Below are 15,047 nucleotides of genomic sequence, written 5' to 3'. Positions count from 1 at the left end.
AAGGCGACGAGTGCCCCCATGCTTGAAATTCTCCCTTTGGGTGGCCGCGTCCGAGGTGTATCCCCGGCAGGGTCAGGTGTTCCAGGATCAGGCCGAGCATCGCGAGGTAGAGGACCACGACGGTTTCGTCGCCGCCGGGGAGCCCCGCGTCACGGTGGAACCGCATGCCGTGTTCGAGGTCTCCACGCACCGACTGGGTGTAGGACTCCCGGAGTTCGGGGCGGCGGGTGGCTTCGAGGCGCATTTCCAGGAGGGCCAGATAGCCGGTGCGGTCACGGGTCGCGCGGCCCATGAGGTCATGCATGAGGGCCGTGACCAGCGCGCGGTCCTTCGGTCTCGTCAGCAGCTCGGCGAGGACCGAAGGGTCGGGAGCGAGCCGTACGTGCAGCCGGGCGTCTATCTGGTGCAGCAGGTCGTCGCGCCCGGTGAAGTAGTTGGAGGCGGTCCCCACGGGCACCCCGGCCGCCGCGTCCACCGCGCGGAAGGTCAGCCCCCGCGCCCCCTCCCGTGAGAGCACCTCGACCCCGGCGTCGACCAGTGCCGCCCGTCGCTCCGGATTGCTCGCCATACGGAATCCCCTCTCCTACTTACACCCGGTCCCGAAAACACCCTTGCAACCACTACAAGTGAAGCACTACAAATGAAGTCGTTCAACGGTCGGAACACAGCGGGCCCACAACCGACGGAAAGAGACCAGCTTGCGCAAGCTCACCTACTTCATCGCCTGCTCCATCGACGGCTTCATCGGGGACGAGAGCGGCGACGCGGCGTTCATGATCCCGCTCGTCGACGAGGAGTTCCTCGCCTACCTCAAGACCGAGTATCCGGAGACCCTGCCGACCCACGGCCGTCGCCCCCTCGGTATCGACGACCTGCCGAACAAGAAGTTCGACACCGTCGTCCAGGGCCGCGCCAGCTACGACCTGGCGTTGAAGGAGGGTGTCACCAGCCCGTACGCCCACCTGCGCGAGTACGTCGCCTCCCGCACCCTCACCGAGTCGCCCGACCCGAACGTCGAGATCGTCAGCGACGACCTGGTCGGCAAGGTCCGCGAACTGAAGGCCGAGGAAGGGGAGTTGGGGATCTACCTGTGCGGTGGTTCCCGGATCGCCGGTGAACTGTTCGACGAGATCGACGAACTCGTCGTCAAGACGTATCCGATCACCCTCGGCACGGGCATGCCGATGTTCGGATCCGGCTTCTCGGTCACGGGGTTCGTGCTCGACGACTTCCGCACGTTCGAGAACGGCATCTTCGTGCGGACGTACAGCAGGAAGCGCTGACGCCCTGTCCGCCCTACTCTGAAGGCATGGACAGCGAAAAACATGCCTGTCCCGCCTGTGGACAGTCTGTCGAGACGGTCGTCAAGCGTCACAAGACGCTGGGCGCGTGGGTTCCGGTCTGGGTGGCCGGGCCGTGCCGGAACACCGAATGCGAGGCGCACGTCGAGGAGGGCAGCGAGCCCGAGGACGAGCGTGCGAAGAAGATCGGCAGGAAATCCGCCGCGAAAAAATCCTGAACCCTGTCGAGAACCCGTCCCCGGCTCCGACGTCCCCTGTGAGAGCCGCCCGGCAGAGGTGGCCGGAGCCGAAGGAGTTCAGTCATGAAGTACCTGGTCATGGTGCAGGGAACCCAGGTCGACTACGAGGCCATGCGGGGCAAGGCCTCCGCGAACTCCCCGGCCTGGAACGAGCAGGACATCCAGGCGATGTTCGCCTTCATGGGCGCGATCAACAACGACCTGGCCGAGACCGGCGAGATGATCGACGTCCAAGGCCTCGCCGAACCCGCGAAGGTCCGGCACGTCAGCCTCGACGCCGAGGGCAAGGCCGTGATCACCGACGGCCCGTACAGCGAGACCAAGGAGCTGCTGGCCGGCTACTGGGTGCTGGACTGCGCGAGTCTGGAGCGGGTCACGGAGATCGCCGAGCGCATCGCCCACTGCCCGCAGCCCGCGGGCGCCCCCGAGTACCCGGTGGTGATCCGCCCCATCCCGGACGGTGTCGGGGACATCGTCGCGGACATCTGAGCCCCGTGCGACGGACGACCGACATCGAGGACCTGCTGCGCCTGCACGCGCCGCAGGTCCTCGGCGCGCTGGTGCGGCGCTACGGCCATTTCGACACCGCCGAGGACGCCGTACAGGAGGCGCTCCTCGCGGCGGCCGGGCAGTGGCCCGAGGCCGGAGTGCCGGACAACCCGCGCGGCTGGCTCATCAAGGTGGCCTCGCGGCGCCTCGTGGACGCACTGCGGGCGGAGGACGCGCGGCGGGCACGGGAGGAGAAGGCCGCGGCGCTCGCCCTGCCACCGGCCGAGCGGGTCCCGCAGGACGACGACACGCTCTCCCTGCTCTTCCTGTGCTGCCACCCCGACCTGCCCCCGCCCGCACAGATCGCCCTCACGCTCCGCGCGGTCGGCGGTCTGACGACGGTCGAGATCGCCCGTGCGTACCTGGTGCCCGAGGCGACCATGGCCCAGCGGATCAGCCGCGCCAAGCAGAAGATCAAAGGCGTGCGCTTCGGGCGGCCCGACAACTGGGTGGAGCGACTGCCGGCCGTCCTCCACACCCTGTACCTGATCTTCAACGAGGGCTATACGGCGACCTCCGGCCCGGCGCTGCAACGCCGTGATCTCTCCGGCGAGGCGATCCGGCTGACCCGTGCCGTCCACCGCCTCCTCCCCGACACCGGCGAGGTCACCGGGCTGCTCGCCCTCATGCTGCTCACCGACGCCCGCCGCGAGGCCCGGACCGGCCCGCACGGCGATCTCGTGCCGCTCGACGAACAGGACCGCGACCGCTGGGACAAGGTCGCCGTCGAGGAGGGCGTGGCTCTCGTCACCCACGCCCTGAGCAGCGGCCCGGCGGGTCCGTACCAACTGCGCGCGGCCATCGCCGCCGTGCACGACGAGGCACCCTCCGCCGAGGCCGTCGACTGGCGGGAGATCCTCGGCCTCTACGACGTCCTGGTCCGTCTCGTCCCCGGCCCCGTCGAACTCCTCAACCGCGCGGTCGCCGTCGCCATGGTCCACGGGCCCGAAGCGGGTCTCGCCGAAGTGGACTCCCTGGAGGGTGAGTTGGGGCATCGCCGGGATGCCGTACGAGGTCATCTGCTGGAGCGCGCCGGATCGTACGACGAAGCCCGCGCCGCCTACGAGTCGGCGGCCGGGCAGACGCTGAGCCTGCCCGAGCAGCGCTATTTGCAGGGGCGGGCGGCACGGCTCAGGGATTAACGTGAGTCCATGTCCACGCCCATCGTGCACCTGACCGAACGCGCCCTCTGGGATGCCGCCCGCGCCCGCGGCACGTACGAGATGTCGACCCGCGGCAGGACCCTCCAGGAGGAGGGCTTCATCCACTGCTCGACACGCGCCCAGCTCCCGAAGGTCGCGGCCTTCCTCTACGGCTCCTACGACGGGCCCGACGAGCTGGTGCTCCTGGTCATCGACCCCGACCGGCTCGGCGTACCCCTGAAGTACGAGGCACCGGAGCCGGGCGCCGAGGAGTTCCCGCACATCTACGGGCCGCTGCCGGTGGAGGCCGTGGTCGACGTGGAGCCGTGGGGGTGACGCGCCGGCCCCGGTGGTGGCGACGGGCCGTGATCGCGTGGGCGGTCGCGGTGGTCGTCGGGGGTGGACTCACCTGGTGGCTCCAGAACTCGGAAGAGCCGCAGAAACCCGTGGGGCGGGTCCGGTTCAGCCCGCAGCCGTCGCTGCCGGGGGACTGGAAGGAGCAGTGCGGGCTCGCCTCGGCCAGTCCGTCGCCGGAGGAGGAGAGCGGCGGGCCGGCGGTCCTGTGCGTCATGGCTACGCCCTAGGCAGGCCGCCCGTCTCCGGATCCCGGCCCGTCAGGCAGTACGTGCCGCCCGCCGGGTCCCGCAGCACCGTCCAGTGCCTGCCGTGCGCGACCGTCTTCGCGCCCAGCTCCTCGTGCCGGACCCGGGTCGCCTCGATGTCCGCGCAGGCCAGGTCGAGATGGGCGGAGCCGGCGCGTTCCTCGCCCAGCCGCTGGAGGAGGACACGGACCGGGAGGCCGGGCGGCGGCACCAGCGCGTGGAACTCGGGGAGGGAGCCGGGGCGGGACTCCCAGTCGGGCAACAGGGCGCTCCAGAACGTGACTTCGGCGTCGTAGAGCGAAGGGGCGAGGTCGAGGCAGACCTGGTCGAGGCGGCTGCCGTGGACGACGGGCGGACGGACCGACTCGCCGTGCCAGGGCACCGCGCAGAACAACTGCCCGGCGGGGGAGCGCAGTACGACCAACGTCCCCTGGTCATCGACCACTTGGGCTCCCAGCCCGGCCGCCGACCCCGCGAACTCCCTTACGTCGTCCACGGCGAAGTCGAGATGCGCGCCGCCCGGCCCCGAGGCCACCCCCTGGATCTTCACGCAGGCGTCCGCCTCGCCGGAAGGCAGGAGAGTCGCGAACTCCTTGTGCTCGCCCCGCGGTTCGGACAGCCGGGTCTGTGTGACGGCCGTCCAGAACTCACCGGCGCGGTCGAACCGTCCGGCGGGGCGGTCGATGAAGGCGTACGTCCAGCGGATGCTCATGCCGGGGATCGTAGATCAGGGGGACTGCATGAACCGCAGCATATTTCCGGCGGGGTCCCGGAACGCGCAGTCCCGCACTCCGTAGGGCATGTCCGTCGGTTCCTGGAGCACGTCGGCGCCGGATTCCTGGACGCGGGCGAAGAGCGCGTCGCAGTCGTCGGTGGTGAAGTTGACCCCGCGCAGCAAGCCCTTGGCCAGCAGCTGCTCCATCGCCTCCCGGTCGGCGGGGGAGAGGTCGGGATTGGCCGCGGGCGGCTCCAGGACGATCGACACGTCCGGTTGCAGCGGCGACCCGACGGTCGTCCACCGCATCCCCTCGTACTTGACGTCGTTGCGGATCTCCAGGCCCAGGACGTCGCAGTAGAAGGCGATCGCCTTGTCGTGGTCGTCGACGGCGATGAAACAGGTGTGCAGTTTCAGGTCCATGTGACCAACCTAAGGTCAAAACCGGCGTTACGTCCGTCTGGGACGCGTGTACGCCCGTACCACGCAGGGCGGGATCTCCGCGCTCTCCTCGTGCGAGCGGGCCCGGTAGGAGCTCGGCGTCTCGCCCACCAGTTCGGTGAAGCGGGAGCTGAAGGAGCCCAGCGACGTACAGCCGACCGCCATGCAGACATCGGTGACGGAGAGGTCGCCGCGGCGCAGCAGCATCTTCGCGCGCTCGACTCGGCGGGTCATGAGATAGCCGTACGGCGTCTCGCCGTACGCCTCCTTGAAGCTGCGCTGGAAGTGGCCCGGGGACATCAGGGCGGTGCGCGCGAGGGCGGTCACATCGAGGGGTTCGGTGTACTCGCGGTCCATGCGGTCGCGTGCCTTGCGCAGTCGGACCAGATCCTCACGGTTCACCCGGCCAGCATCGCACGGAGGCCCGCGTTCCGGAGGACGGAGAAGGGGGCGAGGATCGCTCCCCGCCCCCTTCCGTCACCTCGGGTTCGTCACTTGAGGTAGACCAGACCGTCCGTCGTCACCGTCGGACGACCGCTCGTGCCGACGACCACGATCTTGACGGTGTGCTTGGCACTGCTCGACCAGGTCTTCGTCCAGAGCGCGTCGCGGTACTTGGCCGTCGTCGACTTCAGGTCGACGGTGGCGACCTTCGTGCCGTCCACGTAGACGTACGCCTGGCCCGAGGTCGCGGCCCGCGAGACCACCCAGGCCGCCGAGCGGCCGGTGAACGTCCAGCTCATGGAGGCGTTCTTGGTCTTGCTGGTGTACGACTTGCCGCCCAGGTAGCTGGTCGACGACTTGGCCGTCCAGGTGCCCGTCCTGGTCGCCGAGGTCTCCTGGAGGATCACCGGTGTGCCGGTCACCGAGGCCGTCGCGGTGTTGCCGGCCTGGTCGTAGGCCTTCATCGACCATGCCGTCGCCGTACCGGACTTGGCGGTGAGGGAGGCGCTGATCGTCGTCGGACCGTAGGTCTTGGCGACCGGGGCGGTCAGCCTGACCTCCTTCAGCGCGGCCGTGTCGGTGGCCTTCCACTTCAGCGTGAGCGGGACGGCCGCGGTGCTCACCGTGCCGGTGCGCAGCGCGAGGTTCGGCTTGGTGGAGAAGGTGGGCGGGGTGGTCTCCGCGACGACCGTGGCCGTCGGGGTGGCCGAGGTGGCGCCGGACTGGTGGACGGCCCGTACGGCGACCTTGTGGCTGCCGACCGTGAGGGTCGCCTTGCCGCTGGTGGCGGTGCCCGCGGTGGTGGCGGCGACCTTGCCGTCGACGAGGATCTCGTACTTGGCCGTCAGCGCGGACGGGGTGGTGGCCGACCAGTTCAGGGTGACGGAGGCCTTGGAGTACGTCGTCGCGCCGAGGGTGCCCGCGCCCGTGACCGACTTGAGGGTGAGGCCGGAGACCGGGCCCGCCGCCCAGGAGCGGATCGTGGGCAGCTCGGCGTAGAGGTTGGTGCCGGGGCACTCGGTGTTGTAGCCGTCGCGGTGGCCGATGATCGTCGGGAAGCTCAGCTGGGCACCCAGCGCCCAGGTCTTGCCGAAGAAGTCACCGCCGGCCGCGCCCGCCGTCAGCGTGGTCGTGCCGTTCGGGTCGACCCCGTACTGGCCCAGCTTCCAGGCGGCGAGCCGGGCGACCGCCGTCGTCGCGGCCGTCGACGGGGCCACGTCGTTGTAGTTGCCCAGCACCGAGATACCGGTGGTCTGGGTGTTGAAGCCGTACGTGTGCGCGCCCAGCACCGGCTGGTCGACACCGCCCTTGCGGCCCTCGTAGATGGTGCCGCACTTGTCGACGAGGAAGTTGTAGCCGATGTCTTTCCAGCCCTGCGACTTGACGTGGTACGTGTAGACGCCGCGGATGAGGGCCGGGGCCTCGGCGCACGTGTAGTCGTTGGTGCCGGCGGTGTGGTGGACCGCGACCGCCTTGATCTTCCCGCTCGGCAGGTACCCCGGCTCCTCCGGGCTGATGGACTCGTCGGCGCCCCAGTCCGCCCGGGAGGCGATCGGGGGCTGTGGGACGGTGGACGCCGGACCGGAGGGTGCGGTCGAGGTCGGGGAGGCCGTCGGCGACGTGGACGCGGACGTGCTCGGCGCGGAGGTCGTGGGCGTCTCGGTCGGGCTCGTGGACGCGCTGGGCGTGCCCGTGCCGTCCGTCTCGCCGGTGGACGGTGTGGCCGAGGCCGTGGCCGTCGGCTCCGTGCTCTCCGTGGCGGTGGGCGACTCGGTGGCGTCCATCGCGAAGGCGGCCGGCTCCAGGCCGGACACCGTGCCGGAGCCCGGGTCGACCATGTCGAGGCGCAGCCCCTCGGGCAGCTTGGCCGAGGACTTGCCGTCCACGCGCACTTCCACGCCGTCGGACGGCCCGACCCAGGCCGGTTCGGTGCCGGCACGGGTGGCACCCTTCTCGCCCTCGCCGCCGTCGCCCTCCAGCGTCAGCCACTTGGACCAGGTGCCGGTCTCGGCGTCCCGGGTGCGGGCCTCGATCGTGGCGTTCACGCGCGCGGAGGTGTCGGACCAGGTCAGGCCGAGCATGCTGAAGGACGCGGTGTCGCGCTTGCCGAGCTTGGCCGAGGTGCCGTCGGCGGCCACGGACAGCTGTGCCGTGCGGGTGCTGCTCTTGACGGGCCGTGACTTGCCGTCGTCCGCCGCGCTGTCCGCCGGACCGCCGGTCACGCCCTGGACGACCAGTGCCCCGGTCACCGTCGCGGCCGTCAACGCGGCCGCCCCCCACCAACGACGTCTCATGTCGACGCGCACGCCCTTCGCCACAGTGTCCCCAGTGGCACCACAGATGTGATGCCTAGGGAAAGGTATGCGGACGTCGACGGTCGGAAAGCGCAACAAGCCGGAAGAAGGCGGTCGTTGCACCCGACAGCACCACAGTGATCTGCGTCACGGCGCAACGAAGGGGCCCGATCGCGAACGACGACCGGGCCCCTTCGGAAAGCCTCGGTTCAGGCCTTCTTGGTCTCCCAGAAGATCTTGTCGATCTGGGCGATGTAGTCCAGCGCCTTCTGGCCGGTGGCCGGGTCGGTGGACGCCTTGGCGGCCGAGAGGGCCTTGAGGGCGTCGTTGACCAGCTGGTGCAGCTCCGGGTACTTCTCGAAGTGCGGGGGCTTGAAGTAGTCGCTCCAGAGCACCGAGACGTGGTGCTTGGCGAGCTCGGCGCGCTGCTCCTTGATGACGGTGGCGCGAGCCTGGAAGTGAGGGTCGTCGTTGGCGGCCATCTTGTCCTGCACGGCCTTCACCGACTCCGCCTCGATGCGGGCCTGGGCCGGGTCGTACACGCCGCAGGGCAGGTCGCAGTGGGCGCTGACCTTGACCTTGGGGGCAAACAGGCGGGAAAGCATGGAGCATTCCTTCCTCGTGATCGTCTTCTCAGGTGCGACATTACTCCCTGGGAGAGGCGATTTCGCGAGTGCCCCCATGGGCTTAGGACAAAAGTCCGGGGTCAGCCTCAGACTGGTGGATGAACGGACAGGGGAGGTGCCGGGGATGCCGGAGCTGTCGCAGGAGACCGAACACAGGGGGGCGCTCCTGCCCTTCGGGCTGGCCGAGGTGACCGGTCCTTCGATGGTGCCCACGCTGCACCACGCGGACCGGCTCGTGGTGCAGTACGGGGCCCGGATCCGGCCAGGTGACGTGGTCGTCCTGCGGCACCCCTTCCAACAGGACCTGCTGGTCGTCAAGCGGGCCGTGGAGCGCCGCGAGGGTGGCTGGTGGGTGCTCGGGGACAACGCGTACGCCGGCGGCGACAGCACGGACTACGGGGTCGTGCCCGGTGAACTCGTCCTGGGCAAGGTGCGCTTGCGGTACCGGCCGCGCAGGCCGGATCAGCGCTCGCCGTTCGCCGTCGCGCGCTGGGCGCTGTCGTCCGCCAGGCCGGTCTTCTGCGACCGGTCGGCCTCCAGGCGCTTGCGGGCGCGGTAGGCGGCCACGTTGGCGCGGGTGGCGCAGCGGTCGGAGCAGTAGCGCCGGGAGCGGTTCGTGGACGTGTCCAGATAGGCGTTGCGGCAGGGCGAGGCCTCGCACAGGCCGAGGCGGTCCACGCCGTACTCCGTGAGGTGGAAGGCGAGGCCCATCGCCGCGATGGCCGCGTAGCCGGCGGTCGCGTTGGACGGGTGGTCCGCTAGGTGCATGTGCCACAGCGGGCGGCCGTCGTCGTCCCGGAAGTCGTGCCCGGAGATCTGCGGGCTCACCGGGAACTCCAGCAGGAGCGAGTTCAGCAGGTTCACGGCCAGGGTCTCGTCGCCCTCGTCCGCGGCCTCGAAGACCGCCCTCAGGCGTCCGCGGACCGAGCGGAAGCGACTGACGTCGGCCTCGGCGGCACGCCGGGCGGCGTCCTGGCTGGCGCCGAACAGGTCGCGAACGGCCTCGACCGAGGTGAGCGAGTCCTTGCCCCGGGCCGGGTCCTCGGTGTTGACGAGGCGCACGGCGTAGTCCGAGTAATAGGCCAGTTCCACTTGTAGTCCTTACGGAGGCGTTCTATCGTCGTGGTGCGGTCGGTCGGTAACAGCTGATCGTGCTTCCAGGGTATTACGCGTACGTTCGAAGAGGGGGCTCCCATGACGACGAGTACCGGAACCGACTGGCAGGCCTGGCAGGAGAGCTGGGACCGGCAGCAGGAGTGGTACATGCCCGACCGGGAGGAGCGCTTCCGGATCATGCTCGACATGGTCGAGGCCCTCGTCGGGCCCCGCCCCCGGGTACTGGATCTCGCATGCGGCACGGGAAGTATCACGGCCCGGCTGCTCGCCCGGTTCCCGGAGGCCGTCAGCACCGGCGTCGACCTCGACCCGGCGCTCCTCGCCATCGCCGAGGGCACCTTCGCGGGCGACGAGCGGGTCACCTTCGTGACGGCCGACCTCAAGGACCCGCACTGGCCGGCCGGACTGCCGTACGACTCCTACGACGCCGTCCTGACCGCCACGGCCCTGCACTGGCTGCACAGCGAACCCCTCGCGGCCCTCTACGGTCAGGTCGCGGGCCTGGTCCGCGACGGCGGTCTCTTCATGAACGCGGACCACATGATCGACGACAGCACGCCCCGGATCAACGCGGCCGAACGCGCCCAGCGCCACAGCCGCATGGATCAGGCCAAGCGCGACGGCGCCCTCGACTGGGCCGAGTGGTGGCAGGTCGCCGCGAACGACCCCGTCCTCGCCGAGCCGACGGCCCGGCGCTTCGAGATCTACGGTGAGCACGCCGACGGTGACATGCCGTCCGCGGCCTGGCACGCGCGCGTACTGCGCGAGAAGGGCTTCGGGGAGGCCCGCCCGGTGTGGTGCTCGCCGTCGGACACGCTGCTGCTCGCGGTGAAGTAGCGCATGGGAAAGGGGCGGTACGGGATTCCCGTACCGCCCCTTTCACGTCGTGGCTCCCCTACAGCACCTTGGACAGGAAAGCCTGCGTCCGTTCGTGCTGCGGGTTGGTCAGGACGTCGCGTGGGTTGCCGGACTCGACGACCACACCGCCGTCCATGAAGACCAGGCTGTCGCCGACCTCGCGGGCGAAGCCCATCTCGTGGGTGACGACGACCATCGTCATGCCGGACTCGGCGAGGTCGCGCATGACGTCGAGGACGTCACCGACCAGCTCCGGGTCGAGGGCCGAGGTCGGCTCGTCGAAGAGCATCAGCTTCGGGTCCATGGCGAGGGCCCGGGCGATGGCGACGCGCTGCTGCTGGCCGCCGGAGAGCTGCGAGGGGTAGTTGTCGGCCTTGTCGGCGAGGCCGACCCGGTCGAGCAGCTCCCGCGCGCGGTCCCTGGCCTGGGCCTTGCTCACGCCCTTGACCTGGACCGGCGCCTCGATGATGTTCTCGGCGGCGGTCATGTGCGGGAACAGGTTGAACCGCTGGAACACCATGCCGATGTCCCGGCGCTTCAGCGCGACCTCGCTGTCCTTGAGCTCGTACAGCTTGTCGCCCTTCTGGCGGTAGCCGACCAGCTCGCCGTCGACGTACAGCCGCCCGGCGTTGACCTTCTCCAGGTGGTTGATGCACCGCAGGAAGGTCGACTTGCCGGAGCCGGAGGGGCCGATGAGGCAGAAGACCTCGCCGGACTGCACTTCCAGGTCGATGCCCTTCAGGACCTCGACCAGGCCGAAGGACTTGTGGACGCCCTCCGCCTTCACCATGGCGGTCATACGGAGCCTCCCGTCGACGAACGGTTCGACAGGGACAGCAGGTTCGCCCTGATCTTCTGGATCGGCGTGGCCGGCAGGCTGCGGCTGGAGCCGCGTGCGTAGTACCGCTCCAGGTAGTACTGGCCGACGCTGAAGACCGAGGTCAGCACCAGGTACCAGGCCGCGGCGAGGAACAGCATCTCGGCCGGGGCGCCGGAGGTCTGGCCGATGTCCTGGGCGACACGGAGCAGCTCCGAGTACTGGACGACCGAGACCAGCGAGGTCGTCTTCAGCATGTTGATGACCTCGTTGCCCGTGGGCGGCACGATCACGCGCATCGCCTGCGGGATGACGATGCGGCGCAGCGTCTTGGCATGGCTCATGCCCAGCGCGTGCGACGCCTCCGTCTGCCCCTCGTCGACGGCCAGCAGGCCGGCACGGCAGATCTCCGCCATGTAGGCCGCCTCGTTGAGGCCGAGGCCGAGCAGGGCCGTCAGGAACGGGGTCATGAACTGCGACCACTCGTCCTTGTAGATCGGCCCGAGGTTGATGTACTCGAAGACCAGGCCCAGGTTGAACCAGACGATGAGCTGGACCAGGACCGGGGTGCCGCGGAAGAACCAGATGTAGAACCACGCGATGGACGACGTCACCGGGTTCTTCGACAGGCGCATCACCGCCAGCAGGATGCCGCCGACGATGCCGATGGCCATGCACAGCACGGTGAGCAGCAGTGTCTTGCCCACGCCGCTGAGGATGCGGTCGTTGAAGAAGTAGTCCGGGATCGCCCCCCAGTTGATCCTGCCCTGGGAGAACGCGTAGACGATGGCGCCCAGTGCGGCGAGCGCGACCACGGCGGAGATGTACCGCCCGTAGTGACGGACCGGGATGGCCTTGATGGCCTCCGGGCCGGCCGGCGGGGTGTCCGCCGGCCCGTCCGTCTTGTCGATGTCAACTGTCACGGATGTTGCCTTTCAGTGCCCGCGGTCCGCGGTCACTTGCCGCCGTTGACGGTGGCCTTGGTGACGGCGCCGTCCTCGACGCCCCACTTCTTCATGACCTTCTCGTACTCGCCGTTCGCGATGATCGCGTCCATGGCGGCCTGGAGGGCGTCCCGCAGCTCGGTGTCGCCCTTGGCGACCGCGATGCCGTACGGGGCGGCCTCGACCTGCTCGCCGACGAGCTGGAAGTCGTTGCCACCGCCGGAGTTCGTGACCGCGTAGGCCGCCACCGGGAAGTCGGACGAGCCGGCGTCCGCGCCACCCGCGCGCAGGCGGGTCTGGGCCTGCTGGTCGTTGTCGAAGGACTCGATGGTCAGCTTCTTGCCGCTCGGGCACTTCTTGGCCTCGGCCTTGGCGAGGTCCTCCGAGACCGAGGCGCGCTGCACCACGATCTTGCGGCCGCACAGGTCGGCCCAGGTCTTGATGTCGGTGTTCTTGCCCTTCTGGGTGTAGATCGAGACACCGGCGGTGAAGTAGTCGACGAAGTCGACGCCCTCGCCGACCTTCTTGCCGGTCTCGGAGTCGACACCCTCCTGGCGGTCCTTGGTGTCGGTCATCGCGGACATGGCGATGTCGTACCGGTCCGAGCGCAGACCCGTGATCAGCGTGTCGAAGGTGCCGTTCTCGAACTCGAAGGTCACGCCGAGCTGCTTGCCCATGGCGGCCGCGAGGTCCGGGTCGATGCCGACCGTCTTGCCGGAGTCGTCCTTGAACTCGACCGGCGCGTAGGCGATGTCGGAACCGACCTTGATGACGCCCTTGTCGCGGATCTCCTTGGGCAGCTTGTCGGCCAGCGGAGCAGAGGAGGTCGAGGCGGAGTCGGAGCTGTCCGATCCGCTGTCCTTGGTCTGGTCACCGCAACCGGCGAGAAGCAGGGCGCCTGCGACCGCGATCGCGCCTACCGCGGCAGTCCTGGAGCGCGCGGCGGTCGTACGACGGGAGCTTGCGGTCATTTTGGGTTCCTCCGGCGGATGGGTGGAGTTGCCGATGGGGCGGGCATCTGCCGACGGGGTCGACGGACGCCTTGGTTTCTCAGGTCGACGAGAGCACACGCCTTCGAGTGCCGCGACCTCGTGTGATTACGGCATCTTGCCATTCGGACTGGACCATTCAGGGGGCCAGCCATGTCAAAATCGGATAACGGGTGACCCCCGAACCGCATCAGGTCGGACATCACGGCCGCACCTTCTGCGGGAATCTGTCCTTCCGGCCGGAGGATCTTCGGCGCATCTCACGATGTGAGTGACACCTTGACGTATCACTCCGTTGTTCGAGTCTCCGTCAAGGGGCGGTCCAGGATGAGTCCGCATATTTGACCATGATTCATGTCACTGATCCGTGGCCTTCAGGTCGCGGCATGTGACCTTGCACTTATGGACTCGTCGAGTGTGCCGTCCGTCCGGTAAGAAGGTTCTTTACACCCCTCATCCGGGGCTCAGGGCGCGTGTGCGGCGCGCCCGTCGCGCACGGCCCGTACGCATCACTGACAGGGCCGTACGCGGTGCCCGCCCACTTCTCAACCAGGAGTGGCCACCCTCAAACCATGAATATCTAAGGGGTAGAACAAGTGGCAGCGGAGATCGTCAATCCTCGCAGCGACAGCGGTACGGGCCAGGACGGGGCGGAGCCCCTCGATTCCTTCGACCCCGCGTTCGCGCTGCATCGCGGCGGCAAGATGGCCGTGCAGGCCACCGTGCCGATCCGCGACAAGGACGACCTGTCCCTCGCGTACACGCCCGGCGTCGCGAAGGTGTGCAGCGCCATCGCCGAGCAGCCCGACCTCGTCCACGACTACACGTGGAAGTCCTCCGTCGTCGCCGTCGTCACGGACGGTACGGCGGTGCTCGGACTCGGTGACATCGGACCCGAGGCCTCCCTTCCGGTCATGGAGGGCAAGGCCATCCTCTTCAAGCAGTTCGGCGGCGTCGACGCGGTGCCGATCGCGCTGGCCTGCACGGACGTCGACGAGATCGTCGAGACCGTGGTCCGGCTCGCGCCGTCCTTCGGCGGCGTCAACCTGGAGGACATCTCGGCGCCGCGGTGCTTCGAGATCGAGAAGCGCCTCCAGGACGCCCTCGACATCCCGATCTTCCACGACGACCAGCACGGCACGGCCGTCGTGACGCTGGCCGCCCTGCGGAACGCCGCGCGGCTGACCGGGCGTGCGGTCGGTGAGCTCCGTGCGGTCATCTCGGGTGCCGGCGCGGCCGGTGTCGCCATCGCGAAGATCCTCGTCGACGCCGGGATCGGGGACGTCGCCGTCGCCGACCGCAAGGGCGTGGTGTCGGCCGACCGGGAGGATCTGACCCCGGTCAAGCGGGAGCTCGCCGGCTTCACCAACAAGGCCGGTATCACCGGGTCCCTGGAGGCCGCGCTGGAAGGCGCCGACGTCTTCATCGGGGTCTCCGGCGGCACGGTCGCGGAGGAGGCGGTGGCGTCGATGGCAGAGGGCGCCTTCGTCTTCGCCATGGCCAACCCGAACCCCGAGGTGCACCCGGACGTCGCGCACAAGTACGCGGCGGTCGTGGCCACGGGCCGCTCCGACTTCCCGAACCAGATCAACAACGTCCTCGCGTTCCCCGGCATCTTCGCGGGTGCGCTTCAGGTGCGGGCCTCCCGTATCACCGAGGGCATGAAGATCGCGGCGGCGGAGGCGTTGGCGGCGGTCGTCGGTGACGATCTCGCGGCGGACTACGTGATTCCGTCGCCGTTCGACGAGCGGGTCGCTCCGGCGGTCACCGCGGCGGTCGCGGCGGCGGCCCGTGCGGAGGGTGTCGCTCGCCGTTGAGGTGAGTGATCGTCCAGGTGGCCCTGTCCGGTTCGCTCCGGGCGGGGCCACTTTTTACTTCACCGGAGGGCTGTCCGGGTGTTTTCTCGCCCCCGCCGCCCCTACCCGTCCCATCCCCAGGGGCTGCCGCCCCTTCGACCCCGGCCCCTGGGG

19 protein-coding genes are annotated in these 15,047 nt (G+C 69.2%); 9 read left to right on the top strand and 10 right to left on the bottom strand.

Annotation, left to right across the window (positions count from 1 at the left end; translation table 11 throughout):
- Positions 1-568, bottom strand: a 568-nt coding sequence (locus HLK59_RS41410) for a TetR/AcrR family transcriptional regulator (RefSeq protein WP_171146817.1), incomplete at its 3' end; no start/stop codon positions are given.
- A 130-nt stretch (positions 569-698) separates the two neighbouring features.
- Here HLK59_RS41410 and HLK59_RS41405 point away from each other — a divergent pair.
- From HLK59_RS41405 to HLK59_RS41385, 6 genes are all read left to right on the top strand, one after another.
- Complete coding sequence (locus HLK59_RS41405; RefSeq protein ID WP_171146816.1) at positions 699-1,283, top strand: dihydrofolate reductase family protein; 585 nt, start codon at positions 699-701, stop codon at positions 1,281-1,283.
- A gap of 26 nt (positions 1,284-1,309) precedes the next feature.
- A complete protein-coding gene (locus tag HLK59_RS41400; RefSeq protein ID WP_171146815.1) occupies positions 1,310-1,519 on the top strand; it encodes a hypothetical protein in 210 nt (69 codons plus the stop codon).
- 84 nt (positions 1,520-1,603) lie between these two features.
- Positions 1,604-2,029: a YciI family protein gene (locus tag HLK59_RS41395; RefSeq protein ID WP_171146814.1), complete on the top strand. Its 426-nt coding sequence runs from the start codon at positions 1,604-1,606 to the stop codon at positions 2,027-2,029.
- A gap of 5 nt (positions 2,030-2,034) precedes the next feature.
- Entirely contained in the window at positions 2,035-3,231 is a 1,197-nt protein-coding gene (locus tag HLK59_RS41390) for a sigma-70 family RNA polymerase sigma factor (RefSeq protein WP_346779936.1), read from the top strand.
- Positions 3,232-3,240: 9 nt separating this feature from the next.
- Positions 3,241-3,567: a DUF952 domain-containing protein gene (locus HLK59_RS51585; protein WP_240982940.1), complete on the top strand. Its 327-nt coding sequence runs from the start codon at positions 3,241-3,243 to the stop codon at positions 3,565-3,567.
- On the top strand, positions 3,564-3,815 hold the full coding sequence (locus HLK59_RS41385) for a hypothetical protein (RefSeq protein WP_206328210.1): 252 nt from the start codon (positions 3,564-3,566) through the stop codon (positions 3,813-3,815). The genes HLK59_RS51585 and HLK59_RS41385 overlap by 4 nt, the downstream gene beginning before the upstream one ends.
- Here HLK59_RS41385 and HLK59_RS41380 read toward each other — a convergent pair.
- From HLK59_RS41380 to sodN, 5 genes are all read right to left on the bottom strand, one after another.
- On the bottom strand, positions 3,805-4,545 hold the full coding sequence (locus HLK59_RS41380) for a VOC family protein (protein WP_171146813.1): 741 nt from the start codon (positions 4,543-4,545) through the stop codon (positions 3,805-3,807). The genes HLK59_RS41385 and HLK59_RS41380 overlap by 11 nt on opposite strands.
- 15 nt (positions 4,546-4,560) lie before the next feature.
- Positions 4,561-4,971: a VOC family protein gene (locus HLK59_RS41375; protein WP_171146812.1), complete on the bottom strand. Its 411-nt coding sequence runs from the start codon at positions 4,969-4,971 to the stop codon at positions 4,561-4,563.
- Positions 4,972-4,998: 27 nt separating this feature from the next.
- Complete coding sequence (locus HLK59_RS41370; protein WP_046260418.1) at positions 4,999-5,391, bottom strand: helix-turn-helix transcriptional regulator; 393 nt, start codon at positions 5,389-5,391, stop codon at positions 4,999-5,001.
- Positions 5,392-5,480: 89 nt separating this feature from the next.
- Positions 5,481-7,727, bottom strand: coding sequence for a peptidoglycan recognition protein (locus HLK59_RS41365; RefSeq protein WP_171146811.1), 2,247 nt, complete (start codon positions 7,725-7,727; stop codon positions 5,481-5,483).
- Positions 7,728-7,936: 209 nt separating this feature from the next.
- Positions 7,937-8,332: a superoxide dismutase, Ni gene (sodN, locus tag HLK59_RS41360; RefSeq protein ID WP_005480378.1), complete on the bottom strand. Its 396-nt coding sequence runs from the start codon at positions 8,330-8,332 to the stop codon at positions 7,937-7,939.
- Positions 8,333-8,477: 145 nt separating this feature from the next.
- On the opposite strand from sodN, the gene sodX reads away from it, so the two are divergent.
- Positions 8,478-8,912, top strand: coding sequence for a nickel-type superoxide dismutase maturation protease (sodX, locus tag HLK59_RS41355; RefSeq protein ID WP_171146819.1), 435 nt, complete (start codon positions 8,478-8,480; stop codon positions 8,910-8,912).
- On the opposite strand, the gene HLK59_RS41350 is transcribed toward sodX, so the two are convergent.
- Complete coding sequence (locus HLK59_RS41350) at positions 8,816-9,445, bottom strand: CGNR zinc finger domain-containing protein (RefSeq protein ID WP_171146810.1); 630 nt, start codon at positions 9,443-9,445, stop codon at positions 8,816-8,818. The genes sodX and HLK59_RS41350 overlap by 97 nt on opposite strands.
- 102 nt (positions 9,446-9,547) lie before the next feature.
- On the opposite strand from HLK59_RS41350, the gene HLK59_RS41345 reads away from it, so the two are divergent.
- The gene (locus HLK59_RS41345) at positions 9,548-10,306 is read left to right on the top strand and encodes a class I SAM-dependent methyltransferase (protein WP_171146809.1); all 759 of its coding nucleotides are present in this window, start codon (positions 9,548-9,550) and stop codon (positions 10,304-10,306) included.
- A 58-nt stretch (positions 10,307-10,364) separates the two neighbouring features.
- On the opposite strand, the gene HLK59_RS41340 is transcribed toward HLK59_RS41345, so the two are convergent.
- The 3 genes from HLK59_RS41340 to HLK59_RS41330 are packed head-to-tail and all read right to left on the bottom strand — an operon-like array spanning position 10,365 to position 13,059.
- Positions 10,365-11,126, bottom strand: a complete 762-nt coding sequence (locus tag HLK59_RS41340; protein ID WP_277349572.1) for an amino acid ABC transporter ATP-binding protein — start codon at positions 11,124-11,126, stop codon at positions 10,365-10,367.
- The gene (locus tag HLK59_RS41335) at positions 11,123-12,067 is read right to left on the bottom strand and encodes an amino acid ABC transporter permease (RefSeq protein ID WP_171146808.1); all 945 of its coding nucleotides are present in this window, start codon (positions 12,065-12,067) and stop codon (positions 11,123-11,125) included. The genes HLK59_RS41340 and HLK59_RS41335 overlap by 4 nt, the downstream gene beginning before the upstream one ends.
- Positions 12,068-12,099: 32 nt before the next feature.
- A complete protein-coding gene (locus tag HLK59_RS41330) occupies positions 12,100-13,059 on the bottom strand; it encodes an ABC transporter substrate-binding protein (protein WP_171146807.1) in 960 nt (319 codons plus the stop codon).
- Positions 13,060-13,673: 614 nt separating this feature from the next.
- Here HLK59_RS41330 and HLK59_RS41325 point away from each other — a divergent pair.
- Complete coding sequence (locus HLK59_RS41325; protein ID WP_171146806.1) at positions 13,674-14,894, top strand: NADP-dependent malic enzyme; 1,221 nt, start codon at positions 13,674-13,676, stop codon at positions 14,892-14,894.
- The last annotated feature ends 153 nt before the right edge of the window (positions 14,895-15,047 follow it).

Origin of the sequence: Streptomyces sp. S3(2020) (genome assembly GCF_013044505.1) — a bacterium.
GTDB lineage: Bacteria > Actinomycetota > Actinomycetes > Streptomycetales > Streptomycetaceae > Streptomyces.
This window is presented reverse-complemented; position numbering and strand designations above follow the sequence as displayed.

Bases quoted from the DNA above. Each gene is read 5' to 3' on its own strand.
- HLK59_RS41345 (WP_171146809.1), top strand. From the start codon at position 9,548: ATGACGACGAGTACCGGAACCGACTGGCAGGCCTGGCAGGAGAGCTGG.
- HLK59_RS41400 (WP_171146815.1), top strand. From the start codon at position 1,310: ATGGACAGCGAAAAACATGCCTGTCCCGCCTGTGGACAGTCTGTCGAG.
- HLK59_RS41395 (WP_171146814.1), top strand. From the start codon at position 1,604: ATGAAGTACCTGGTCATGGTGCAGGGAACCCAGGTCGACTACGAGGCC.
- HLK59_RS51585 (WP_240982940.1), top strand. From the start codon at position 3,241: ATGTCCACGCCCATCGTGCACCTGACCGAACGCGCCCTCTGGGATGCC.
- HLK59_RS41380 (WP_171146813.1), bottom strand. From the start codon at position 4,545: ATGAGCATCCGCTGGACGTACGCCTTCATCGACCGCCCCGCCGGACGG.
- sodX (WP_171146819.1), top strand. From the start codon at position 8,478: ATGCCGGAGCTGTCGCAGGAGACCGAACACAGGGGGGCGCTCCTGCCC.
- HLK59_RS41375 (WP_171146812.1), bottom strand. From the start codon at position 4,971: ATGGACCTGAAACTGCACACCTGTTTCATCGCCGTCGACGACCACGAC.
- HLK59_RS41340 (WP_277349572.1), bottom strand. From the start codon at position 11,126: ATGACCGCCATGGTGAAGGCGGAGGGCGTCCACAAGTCCTTCGGCCTG.
- HLK59_RS41365 (WP_171146811.1), bottom strand. From the start codon at position 7,727: ATGAGACGTCGTTGGTGGGGGGCGGCCGCGTTGACGGCCGCGACGGTG.
- HLK59_RS41330 (WP_171146807.1), bottom strand. From the start codon at position 13,059: ATGACCGCAAGCTCCCGTCGTACGACCGCCGCGCGCTCCAGGACTGCC.
- sodN (WP_005480378.1), bottom strand. From the start codon at position 8,332: ATGCTTTCCCGCCTGTTTGCCCCCAAGGTCAAGGTCAGCGCCCACTGC.